At 73.8% G+C, this 11,256-nt stretch carries 10 protein-coding genes; 5 read left to right on the top strand and 5 right to left on the bottom strand.

Going from position 1 to position 11,256, the window contains the following annotated elements; translation table 11 throughout:
- Window positions 1–159: 159 nt before the first annotated feature.
- A complete protein-coding gene (locus EBN88_RS13170) occupies window positions 160–1,029 on the top strand; it encodes an ABC transporter ATP-binding protein (protein WP_122184045.1) in 870 nt (289 codons plus the stop codon).
- Complete coding sequence (locus EBN88_RS13165) at window positions 1,026–2,660, top strand: transporter (protein WP_122184044.1); 1,635 nt, start codon at window positions 1,026–1,028, stop codon at window positions 2,658–2,660. The genes EBN88_RS13170 and EBN88_RS13165 overlap by 4 nt, the downstream gene beginning before the upstream one ends.
- 112 nt (window positions 2,661–2,772) lie before the next feature.
- On the opposite strand, the gene EBN88_RS13160 is transcribed toward EBN88_RS13165, so the two are convergent.
- The 3 genes from EBN88_RS13160 to EBN88_RS13150 all read right to left on the bottom strand — a co-directional run bounded on the left by EBN88_RS13160 (window position 2,773) and on the right by EBN88_RS13150 (window position 5,477).
- Window positions 2,773–3,591: a hypothetical protein gene (locus tag EBN88_RS13160; protein ID WP_147472713.1), complete on the bottom strand. Its 819-nt coding sequence runs from the start codon at window positions 3,589–3,591 to the stop codon at window positions 2,773–2,775.
- Between the two features lie 64 nt (window positions 3,592–3,655).
- The gene (locus EBN88_RS13155) at window positions 3,656–4,501 is read right to left on the bottom strand and encodes an alpha/beta fold hydrolase (protein WP_122184042.1); all 846 of its coding nucleotides are present in this window, start codon (window positions 4,499–4,501) and stop codon (window positions 3,656–3,658) included.
- A 283-nt stretch (window positions 4,502–4,784) separates the two neighbouring features.
- Window positions 4,785–5,477 carry a metal-dependent transcriptional regulator gene (locus EBN88_RS13150; RefSeq protein ID WP_122184041.1) on the bottom strand — a complete coding sequence of 231 codons (693 nt, stop codon included), beginning with the start codon at window positions 5,475–5,477 and terminating at the stop codon, window positions 4,785–4,787.
- Window positions 5,478–5,657: 180 nt separating this feature from the next.
- On the opposite strand from EBN88_RS13150, the gene EBN88_RS13145 reads away from it, so the two are divergent.
- Window positions 5,658–6,413, top strand: coding sequence for an SIS domain-containing protein (locus tag EBN88_RS13145; RefSeq protein ID WP_122184040.1), 756 nt, complete (start codon window positions 5,658–5,660; stop codon window positions 6,411–6,413).
- Window positions 6,414–6,476: 63 nt separating this feature from the next.
- Window positions 6,477–7,253, top strand: coding sequence for a polyprenyl diphosphate synthase (uppS, locus tag EBN88_RS13140; protein WP_122184039.1), 777 nt, complete (start codon window positions 6,477–6,479; stop codon window positions 7,251–7,253).
- 13 nt (window positions 7,254–7,266) lie between these two features.
- Here uppS and EBN88_RS13135 read toward each other — a convergent pair whose 3' ends face one another.
- On the bottom strand, window positions 7,267–8,742 hold the full coding sequence (locus EBN88_RS13135) for a PAS domain-containing protein (RefSeq protein WP_233580639.1): 1,476 nt from the start codon (window positions 8,740–8,742) through the stop codon (window positions 7,267–7,269).
- Window positions 8,743–9,180: 438 nt separating this feature from the next.
- Window positions 9,181–9,804: a pyridoxamine 5'-phosphate oxidase gene (gene pdxH, locus EBN88_RS13130; RefSeq protein WP_122184048.1), complete on the bottom strand. Its 624-nt coding sequence runs from the start codon at window positions 9,802–9,804 to the stop codon at window positions 9,181–9,183.
- 315 nt (window positions 9,805–10,119) lie between these two features.
- On the opposite strand from pdxH, the gene EBN88_RS13125 reads away from it, so the two are divergent.
- Window positions 10,120–11,214, top strand: a complete 1,095-nt coding sequence (locus tag EBN88_RS13125) for a citrate synthase 2 (protein ID WP_122184038.1) — start codon at window positions 10,120–10,122, stop codon at window positions 11,212–11,214.
- The last annotated feature ends 42 nt before the right edge of the window (window positions 11,215–11,256 follow it).

Here is an 11,256-nt window from a genome sequence, read left to right as displayed (position 1 = left end):
CGCGGGGGCGCGCGGCCCCTCGGGGGCGGGGGCGCGTTGCCCAGTGCCGCGCGCTGATCGCGCGCCATACGCGCCGGTCCGGCGCCGCGTGCGCGGCGGCCACGGCCGCCCCCGCGGAGCGGAACCGACCGTTCCAACCGGGTCTATAAGGTGTGCGGCATGACTGACAACGGGGAAAAGGACCTCTCGCCCACGGCCCCCGAAGTCCCCATATCGGGGACCGCGCCACCCGCGCCGTCCGAGGCGCCCGTGAACGCGGAGCGTCGGGTCGCGGTGCGGGTGCGCGGGCTGTGGAAGAGCTTCGGGGAGCAGGTGGCCGTCTCCGGGGTTGATCTCGACCTGCCGGCCGGCCACTTCGTCGGCCTGGTGGGGCCCAACGGCGCCGGCAAGACCACCACCCTGTCGATGCTCACCGGACTGCTGAGGCCCGACTCCGGCACGGTCGAGGTGGTCGGCCGGGACGTCTGGCGGGACCCGGTCGACATCAAGGCCAGGATCGGGGTGCTGCCCGAGGGCCTGCGGCTCTTCGAGCGGCTCTCCGGGCGGGAGCTGCTCACCTACATGGGCCGGATGCGCGGCCTGGACCCGGCCGAGCTGGAACGCCGCGGCGACCAACTGCTCGACGTCCTCGACCTGTCGACCGCGCAACACAAGCTGGTCGTCGACTACTCGACCGGGATGCGCAAGAAGATCGGCCTGGCCACCGCGCTGCTCCACAACCCGGAAGTGCTCTTCCTTGACGAGCCGTTCGAGGGCGTGGACCCGGTCTCCGCGCAGGTCATCAGGGGCGTGCTGGAGCGCTATATCGCGTCGGGCGCCACCGTCGTCTTCTCCAGCCATGTGATGGAGCTGGTCGAGTCGCTCTGCGACTGGGTCGCGGTGATGGCGGCGGGCCGCATCAGGGCGCACGGGCCGACCGCCGAGGTGCGCGGGGACGCCGAGTCGCTGCACCACGCGTTCCTCGAACTCGTCGGCGCCCAGGGCAACCCAGCCGGCACCCGGCTCGACTGGCTGGGCGGCGCCGGATGAGCGCGGCCGAGCCGACCGCCCGGCGTCCCGCCGCGCTGTCCACGGGCGCCATCACCGGCGTCTTCGTCCGGCTCAAGCTGGCGCTGCTGCGGAACGGGATGCGGCAGTCGTCGGGCCGGTCCACCGCGTTCGTCGGCACCCTCGTGCTGGCCGTTCTCTTCGGCGCCCTGGGGCTGTTGGGGATGCTGGCGCTGCGCGGCAACGAGTACGGGCCCGACACCGGCGTGGTGCTGGTGGCGATGATCGCCCTCGGCTGGATGTTCCTGCCGCTGTTCATCGGGGTGGACGAGACCCTGGACCCGGGCCGCCTGGCGATGCTGCCGCTGCGCCCGGGCCCGCTGCTGGTCGCGCAGCTGACCAGCGGACTGGTCGGCGCCGGGCCGCTGTTCACGCTGCTGCTGGTGCTCGGCTCGATGCTGGTGGCGGTGCACGGCGGGGCGGCGGCGCTGGCCGCCGTGGTCGCGGCGCCGCTGACGTTGCTCTTCTGCGTCACCCTCACCCGGGCCCTGGCCACCGCCAACGCCCGGCTGTTGACCAGCCGCAGGGGCCGCGACCTGGCCGTGCTGAGCGGTCTTGTGGTGGCGTTCGGCCTCCAGGGGCTCAACCTGGGGCTGAGCCGGATGACCGACGAGGACGGCAGCCTGGCGCCGATGCGCACCATGGCCGACGTGCTGGGTTGGCTGCCGCCGGCCACCGCCGCGCGGGCGGTGCGGCTGGCGGACGAGGGCTCGACGGCGTGGGCCGCGCTGGCGCTGGCCGCGACCGCCGCCTCCTGGGTGCTGCTGTTGCTGTGGTGGCGGCGCACCCTGACCGCGTTGCTCACCGCGCCCGACGCCTCGACCCTCCAGCCGGCGCCGGACGCCGCCGGGCGCGAACGCGCCGGCCGCGAGCGGGGGTTGACCGGCTGGCTGCCGACCGGCCGCACCGGCACGGTGATCGTGCGGGTGCTGCGGCACGCCTGGCGCGACCCCAAGGCCAAGATGAGCTGGGCCACCTCGCTCGGCATGGCGCTGCTGCTGCCGGTGGTGTTCGGCCTCCAGGGCCAGGGCAGCGTCTATCTGGCCTGCTGGGCCGCCGGGATGCTGGGGCTGTTGATGTACAACCAGTTCGGCGGCGACTACAGCGCCTTCTGGCTGGTGGCGCAGACCATCCAGTCGCCGAGGGACGCTTTCGTCGAGCTGCGGGCCAGGACCCTGGCGATCTGCCTGCTGGGGCTGCCGCTGCTGCTGGTGGTGGTGCTGGGGACGGCGGCGCTCTTCGACGACTGGGAGTCGCTGCCGACCGGCCTGGGGCTCTGTCTGGCGCTGATGGGCGCGCTGTTGGCGCTGGGCGCGGTGACCACGGCCTGGCTGCCGTACTCGATCCCACAGGAGGGCGCGATGAAGAACGCCGCGCCGGGGCAGGGCGGGCTGGCCTGGGGCGGCATCCTGCTCGGGATGGTGGTCGGGGGCGTGTTGACGGTGCCGGTCTGGCTGTTGGCGAACGCGTTGCACGGCGAGCCCGCCGGCTGGTTGCTGCCGCCGGTGGGGCTCGTCTGGGGCGGGGGCCTGTGCTGGCTGGCGCTGGTGCTGGCGGCCCGCCGCACGGCGGCCACCCTGCCGGAGATCCTCGCGGCGGTGACCAGGGCCTGACCCGGCCGGCTGACCGCCGCCCCGGAGACGACGACGGCCGGCCCGCCCCCGACCGCGGGGGCGGGCCGGCCGCTTCGGGCCCGTGAGCGGGCGGCGCCCTGACCGGGCGGCGTCAGCCCAGGAACGCGCCGGACTGGAGGTCCTCGATGGTGATGACCTCGGCGTCCGACGGCCGGTCGCTCGGCACCGGCTCGTTGAACGCGCTGAAGTCGATCGTGCCGGCCCCGGTGGTGGCGTCCCGGTTCTCGATGCGGAGGGGGAACGGCTCGCCCTCGCTGGCGACCAGGATGGTGGCGTCCTCGCCCTCGTTGAGCGTGACGACGGGGGTGCCGTCGACCTCGGTCGGGTCGCCCAGCGTCATCCCGGTGGCGGAGGCGCCCGGGCCCATCTCGGAGAGGAAGGACTCCAGGTTGCACGACTCGACGGACGAGTTCATCGGCTCCTCGTTGGCGGGGCCGTAGAGGAAGAACCCGTCGAGCTGGCCGAGGATCTCCTGGTCGGAGATGCCGGCGGCGGTCTGCCAGAACTGGGTGTCGGGGCGCAGCCACGCCTCGTCGCCCAGCTTGATGATCTCGAAGGAACCTTGCGAACTCATCGAGATGGAGCCCGCGCAGTCGCCGTCGCGGCTGAGGTGGAGGTCGATCCCCATCTGCTCGCCGGCCTGGTCGATGTCGCCAACCATGCGGAGGGAGTCGGCGCCCATCAGGGCGTCGAAGGCCTGGTCGGCGATCTCGTCGGCCGAGGCGCCGCCGAAGGCGTCACCACCGGTCTCCTCGTCGTCGCCCGGCTGCTCCTCGGCGGGGCTTTCGGACTCGGTGGAGGAGTTCTCCTCCTCGTTGCTGTCGTCGCTGGAACAGCCGGCCAGCGCGACCATCGCGGCCGTGGCCATGGCGGCCGCGGCCACACGGGTGCGTCGGGTTATGAGACTCATCGGGCCCCCCGGTGAGAGAGTGAAAGGATCATCAAGAGGCACCAACCCACGTCGGCACCAGGGGTCACGTTATCAACGCGCCCTCGACGAAATGCCGGAGAGTCTCCCGCCATGCGGTCGGCCGCTCCCTTTGCGGCAAGTGCCCAGCTCCCGGCGCATCCGCGTACCGGCCACGGGGCAGCGCCCGCACCATCTCCCGCGCCTCCGCCCGCCCCAACTCGCCGTCCACGCCGCGCACCACCAGCGTGGGGCAGGAGACCTCCGCCAACTCCTCCCAGTGCGCGTCGTGCGCGAAGCCCTCCCTGATCTCCCGGATCTGGTCCCGGCTGAAGACCGGCCGCCAGCCGTCCGGCCGCCGCGCCATCACCTCCCCGAAGAACCAACCCCGGGCCGGCTGCGGGGCGTTGAGCGAAGGATCGCGCTCGCCGAACCAGGCGCGGACCTCCTCGACCGAGGAGAACGGCAGCGGCCAGGAGCCCAACCAGCGCCGCCAGCGGCGCTGCGCCTCGGCGCCGATCGCGGAGGCCCGCATCTCGCAGATCACCAGCGCCCGCACCAGATCCGGCCGGCGGGCCGCCAGCCGCCAGGCCGTGAGCGCCCCCATGCCGTGCCCGACCAGCAGCACCGGCGCCAGGCCGAGCCGCTCCACCACCGCCTCCGCGTCCGCGACGAAGGCCGCCCCGTCGAACGGACCGCCCGGCGGCTTGCCACTGCGGCCGTGCCCCCGCTGGTCCAGCGCGACGGCCCGGAACCGCGAGGCGAGCCAGCGCCCCGTCTCCTCCCAGTGCCCCGCGTGCCCCATCAGCCCGTGCAGCAACAGGGCCCCCGGCCTGCCCCCCGGACCTCGCCCGAACTCCCGCGCCACCAACGGCAGTTCGCCGAACCCTCGCACCTCGATCGCTCGCCCCATCGGCCCGCCCCTCCTTCCCGTCTCCCGGTCATCGCCACCCCAGAATACCGAACAGGTATTCGAGCATGGCCGGTGTCGAGGGCATCTCACCCGATGGAGCGAGGGAGTTGACCAGAGTTGACGCAACGGGCCGCGCGGCAGGGGCCGTTCGAACGGTGGCGGGGCCCGGGAGGGTGCGCGGACACACGGAACGGGCGCGGGAACCCTCAGGTCCCCGCGCCCGTTCGACGCGCTCTCCGCGCCGCGTGCGCGCTCCGCCAGCCGCCCCGGCTCGGGCCCCGGCTCAGGCCTTGGCGACGAAGACGTGCATCGCGACCTGCTGCTCCAGCTCGGCCGACTCGCCGCCACTGCCCACCTGGACGGCGCCGGCCCCGGCCGAGGTCACGCTCACCGAGGCGCCGGGCTGCACGCCCGCCCGCCGCAGCGTGTGCATCACCTGGGCGTCCGTCTGCACGGGCTCCCCGATCCGCCGAACGATCACGGTCTTGCCGCCGTCCACGTCCAGCTCCGAGAGCGCCACCACGCCCTCGGCGAGGAACGGATCGGGCGCGCCCTTCTCCCCCAGCTCCTCAAGGCCGGGGATCGGGTTCCCGTAGGGGGACTCCGTCGGGTGGTTCAGCAGCTCCAGCACCCGCCGCTCCACGGCGTCGCTCATCACGTGCTCCCAACGGCACGCCTCGGCGTGCACCTGCTCCCACTCCAGGCCGATCACGTCGACCAGCAGACACTCGGCGAGCCTGTGCTTGCGCATCACCCGCTGGGCCAGCCGGCGCCCCTCCTCGGTCAGCTCCAGATGCCGGTCGCCGGCGATGGTGAGCAGGCCGTCCCGCTCCATCCTGGCCACCGTCTGGCTCACCGTGGGGCCGCTCTGCTCAAGCCGCTCGGCGATGCGGGCACGCATCGGAACCACCCCTTCTTCCTCCAGCTCCAGAATGGTGCGGAGGTACATCTCGGTGGTGTCGATCAGTCCGGACATAAGTGCCCCTCGATTTCTCGTGCGGTGGCCCTGTTGCAATTCTGACGCACTGCGCCGACAACGGACCCGGCCGCGGGCGACCCAGCGCACATATTGACACCGAACTGGTCTGGACCATTACGGTGTGCCTTGACCAAGCCCCGGACCGCCGCCGGCCTACACAGCAAGGGACGCCCGCAGATGCGCGAAGAAACCCTCGCCCACCAGTTCTTCGATGCCGCGATCGAGCTGCTGTGCCGGGTCAGAGACCAGGAGGCGGGGAACATCGCCGAGGCCGCCACACTGATCGCCAACACGGTGAGCGGCGGCGGCAAGGTGTTCGCCAGCGGCGCCGGACACTCGGCACTCCCCGCCCAGGACCTAGTCTACCGGGCAGGGGGGATGGCCCTGGTCAATCTTCTGGCCATCCCCGGCACCACCGGCGTCGACGTCTCCCCGGCCACCCTGGGCAGCGCGCTGGAACGGGTCAGCGGGCTGGCTCCCGCCACCCTCGACAACAGCCCGGCGGCCCCCGGCGACCTGCTCATCGTGATCTCGCTCTCCGGCCGGAACACCCTGCCGATCGAGCTGGCCCAGCACGCGCGGGAACGGGGGCTGACCGTGCTCGGCGTCACCTCCGTCGGCTACGCCACCGGCACCGCTTCCCGCCACCCCTCGGGGACGTTCCTCAAGGACCACTGCGACCTCGTCCTCGACAGCGCCATCCCGATCGGCGACGCGACGCTCACCAGCGAGGGCATCGGGGCACCCTTCGCCCCGGCCTCCACGGTGGTGACGTGCGCGCTGCTCCAGGCGGTCTTCGCGGAGGCCGCCGGCCGCCTCGCGGAACGCGGCATCGAACCGCCGCTGCTCCGCTCGGCCAACGTGGACGGCGGCGGCGCGTGGAACGAGCGCGTCTACCGCGAACACAGCGACCAGATCCTCTGGCGCCGCTGACCCCCCGCCGGGGCGCGGCCCCGTGCCGCGACCCGCGACCAACCCGGCCGAAAGAAGAGCGTCATGCGTCCCTCCTCGCCCCTCTACACCCTCTACACCAGGCGGCTGCGCCGGCGGGTCGCCGCGGGCCCGTTGCCGGAACACATCGGGTTGATCATGGACGGCAACCGGCGCTGGGCCCGTCAGATGGGCCTCGCCCACCCGGGCCTGGGCCACCAGCGGGGCGCCGACCATGTCGAGGAGGTCCTCTCCTGGTGCGAGGCGTTGGCGATCCGGCACGTCACCGTGTTCGTCTGTTCCACGGAGAACCTCACCGGGCGCGGTGAGGCGGAGGTCGCGTCGCTCATGCGGATCATCGAGCGGGTCGCCGCCGAGCACCTCGCCCGCCCGGACGCCCGTTGGCGGCTGCATGTCGCCGGCTCACTCGACCTCCTGCCCGACTCCACCGCGCGTGCCCTGAAGGAGGCCGTCGAGGCCACCCGCGACTGCCCGACCGGCGCGCACCTGACGTTGGCCATCGGCTACGGCGGCCGGCAGGAGGTGGTGGACGCCGTGCGCGACCTGCTGCACGAGCGGGCCGCCGCCGGGCGGGAACTGGGCGAGGTGGCCGACGAGTTGACCGCCGAGGATCTGGCCGGCCACCTGTATGTCACGGGCCACCCCGACCCCGACCTCATCATCAGGACCAGCGGCGAACAGCGGATGTCGAACTTCCTGCTGTGGCAGAGCGCCCACTCGGAGCTGTACTTCTGCGACGCCTACTGGCCGGCCTTCCGGGAGATCGACTTCCTGCGGTCCCTGCGCGGCTTCGCCGGCCGCGGGCGGCGCCGCGGGGCCTGAGCGTCCGGACCGGTCAGCAGCCGCCGAGGAGGCGGGAGAGGTCGATGGCGGCGCCGACGCGCAGGGCGACCTCCTCGCCGTAGGCGGCGTCGAGGCGGTCGAACGGGCGGCGGCCGGCCCCGCGCAGGAAGGTGAGGGCGCCCAGCACCCGGCCCCTGCTGCGCAGCGGAACGCACAGCGCGTGCTCCGCGTCGGCCGGCCAGCGGTGGTCCTGCGCCCAGGCGGACCGGGAGACGCCTCCGGTGGCGCGGACCGGCACCGCGCAGTCCACGGCCTGGAGGGCCGGGTGCCCGGCGCGGTACCGGATGACCAGCCCCCGCGTGCTCTCCCGGCCGGCGAAGGTGCCGGGGCTCTCGGCGATCCGGACCAGCCCGCCGCCCTCGCCGGTGACGTCGAGCAGCGCGTGTTCGGCGAAGCCGGGCAGCGCGTAGTGCAGGTGCAGCACGGCGGCGTCCAGCGGGTCGGCGCAGTCGGCGGCCGCCCGGGCGGCGCGGCTGAGCTGGCTGTCGCGGAACCGTTGCCTGGCCGCGCCCTGACCGACCCGCTTGGCCTGGGTGGCGTCCTGGAAGACCCAGGCCACGCCGAGCGGCACCGGGTCGCCGGTGACCGGGGAGCCGAGTTGGAGGAAGCCGCTCACCAGGCAGCGGCGTTCCTCCGTCGGTCCCGCGCCGAACGGGGCGGGGCCGGCGCCGAGTTGGTCGTCGCGCAGGGTCAGCCACAGCTCGACGGGCTCCCTGGGCGGCTGGCCGGCCAGGGTGTGCTCCAGCGCGCTCTCCAGTTCGTCGAGGCCGGCGGTGATGAACTCCGCCAGCGGCTCCCCCAGCATGTCGACCTGGGCGACCGAAAGCGCCGACGCCGCACGGCCGTTGACCGCGACGGTGCGCAGGTCGGGGTCGACGAGCAGCATCCCGAAGGGGGCGTCGCCGAGCAGCGCGTCGCTCAGGGCGAGGTTGCGCTCCAGGTCGAGTTGGGCGAGCGCCTCGCCGAAGGCGCAGTAGACGCCGACGGGCCGCCCCTCGGCGTCGCGGACGGCCGTGGTGGTGGCGCGCATCAGGACCCGGGAGCCGTCCGCGCGGAAGAGGGGGATCTCCCGCGTCTGGCGGCTGGGGCCGTTCGGCCCGCCGGGCGCTGTCCGCAGGACGGACAGCAGGCGGCGGGTGATGTCGTCGGCGTCCGCGTCGCGGACCAGCCAGCCGCCGAGGCCCTCGCGGCCGACGGCCTGGGCCGCCGGCCAGCCCAGCAGCCGGGTGGCGCGCTCGTTCCAGTGGGTGACCCGGCCGGTGGTGTCGAGGGCGAGGAGGGCGGCCTCCATGCCGTCGAGCAGCGCGGCCAGCAGCCGCTGGTCGGACACCAGGAACGGGGCGGGCGCCTCGTCGTCGAGATCGCGGTGTTCGGTGGGACCGGAACGTTCGGGGTGCTCGGCGTGGCCGGAACGAGCGGCCTCGGAGTGGAGCGCCTTGGAGTGGGCTGCCTCGGAGTGTGTGGTCACCTGCTGTACCCCCAGCACAGGAGAGTGGGCACCGGTCGCGTGCGCGCCGAACCATTCAACTGCACGGTGACGTCCGTCACATAGGGTTTCAACCAATCTCGTTGCCGCACCGAGACCCGGGCCGCGCACGGGTGCGGAACGGGGGCCGAAATTCCCTTGGCGCCGGGCGGGGGCGTCGCCTAACGTCTGGGGTACACGAGAAGGGAGGTGGTTCGGCGAATGTATGACAACCGGACGCGTGAGGTGACTGCGGCCTAGGTCGCTGGTTCACACGACACGTGGCGAAGCCGGCGCCGCCGGCCAATCCCAGGCAGTCACCCGATCCGCGAGCCGCCGGTAAGTCCGGCCGGCTCCCCGAGCCCCCAGGGGCGAGGGGACCAAAGGCTCGCGGATCGTTTTTCTGCGTTCAGGGGCAGGGCGGGGGCAGGTTCAGCGGGTTCAGGGGCAGAGCCGCTCGACCGACCAGCCGCCGTCGGCGCGGACGTAGCGCAGCCGGTCGTGGAGCCGGTTGGCCCGGCCCTGCCAGAACTCGACCGTCTCCGGGGCGACCCGGTAGCCGCCCCAGTTGGGCGGGGCCGGCACGTCCTCGCCCTCCGGGTAACGGGCGGCCAGCTCCGCGTACATCCCGTCGAGCGCCGCGCGGGAGGCGACGGGCGCCGACTGCTCGCTGGCCCAGGCGCCCAGCTGCGAGCCGTGCGGGCGGGTGCGGAAGTACGCCACCGTCTCGTCCCTGCCGGTGCGGGTCACCGTGCCGGTGACGATCACCTGGCGGGCGATCGGGTGCCAGGGGAACAGCAGCGAGGCGCGCGGGTTGGCCTCGATCTCGCGGCCCTTGCGGGAGGCGTAGTTGCTGAAGAAGACGAAGCCCCGCTCGTCGAAGCCCTTGAGGAGAACGGTGCGCTGGCTGGGCGCGCCCGTCGCGTCGGCCGTGGCCACCACCATGGCGTTGGGCTCGTTGAGCCCGCTGGCGACGGCGTCGTCGAACCAGCGGCGGAACTGCTCGATCGGCAGGTCCGCCAGCTCCTCCTCGCCCAGCCCGGCCGCCCGGTAGCGCACGCGCATCGCCGCGAGGTCGGGGCGCGGGGCGGCGTCGTCGGGCGGGGTGGACGCGATCGACGGGGTCGGGGCCTCGGCGCGGGGGGCCTCGGCGAGCGGTGCCGGGGCGCCGCGACGGGGGCGGGGGCCGCGCCCGGCGCGGGGTCGGCGGGGACGGTCGGCGTTCTCGGCGTGGGACACGGCCCATATCTTGCAACATGGGGCTGACAGTGGCGGCCACGCCGGGGATTCGTTCCCGCGCCCCCTTCCTGGTGGACACGCCTGGTTAAGGTGGCCGCCAGACAGTCCGCGCCAGCAGGACCGCCGCACGAGGAGCCGCTGATGTCGACCGACTTCGTTCCCGGCCTTGAGGGGGTCGTCGCCTTCGAGACGGAGATCGCCGAACCCGACCGGGACGGCGGCTCGTTGCGCTACCGGGGCGTGGACATCGAACACCTGGTGGGCACGGTGTCCTTCGGCCAGGTGTGGGGCCTGCTGGTGGACGGCGCGTTCGAGCCGGGGCTGCCGCCGGCCGAGCCGTTCCCGATCCCGGTGCGCTCGGGGGACGTCCGGGTGGACGTGCAGTCCGCGTTGGCGCTGCTCTCCCCCGCGTGGGGGCTGCGCCCGCTGCTGGACATCGACGCGGCGCGGGCCAGGGACGACCTGGCGCGGGCCGCGGTGATGGCGTTGAGCTTCGTGGCGCAGTCGGCGCGCGGCCCGGGGCTGCCGATGGTGCCGCAGCGGGAGATCGACCGGGCGGACTCCATCACCGAACGGTTCCTGCGGCGCTGGCGCGGCGAGCCCGACCCGCGCCATGTCGCGGCGTTGGACGCCTACTGGATCTCGGCGGCCGAACACGGGATGAACGCCTCGACGTTCACCGCCCGGGTGATCGCCTCGACGGGCGCCGACGTCGCGGCCGCGCTGTCGGGCGCGGTGGGCGCGATGTCGGGGCCGCTGCACGGCGGGGCGCCGTCGCGGGTGTTGGGGATGCTGGAGGAGATCGAACGCACCGGGGACGCCGAGGGCTATGTGCGGCGGAAGCTGGACGCCGGCGAGCGGCTGATGGGCTTCGGCCACCGGGTCTACCGGGCGGAGGACCCGCGCGCCCGCGTGTTGCGGCGCACCGCTCGGGAGTTGGGGGCGCCGCGCTTCGAGGTCGCGGAGGCGCTGGAGCGCGCGGCGCTGGCCGAGCTGGCCCAGCGGAGGCCGGACCGGGTGCTGGCGACCAATGTCGAGTTCTGGGCGGCGGTGGTGCTGGACTTCGCCGAGGTGCCGGCCGAGATGTTCACGGCGATGTTCACCTGTGCCAGGACGGCCGGCTGGTCGGCGCACATTCTGGAGCAGAAGCGCACGGGGCGGCTGGTGCGCCCCTCCGCGCGCTATGTCGGTCCGCCGGCGCGCGAGCCGGGTGCCGTGGCCGGCTACCCGGGCTGAACGACGCGCCGGCGGGCCGGCCCTCGTGGTCTCCCGCCCCCG

This window comes from Streptomyces triticirhizae (genome assembly GCF_003696235.1).
In the GTDB taxonomy this organism is placed as follows: domain Bacteria; phylum Actinomycetota; class Actinomycetes; order Streptomycetales; family Streptomycetaceae; genus Streptomyces; species Streptomyces triticirhizae.
The sequence above is the reverse complement of the archived record's forward strand: the minus strand, read 5'-3'. Positions and strand labels throughout refer to the sequence as shown.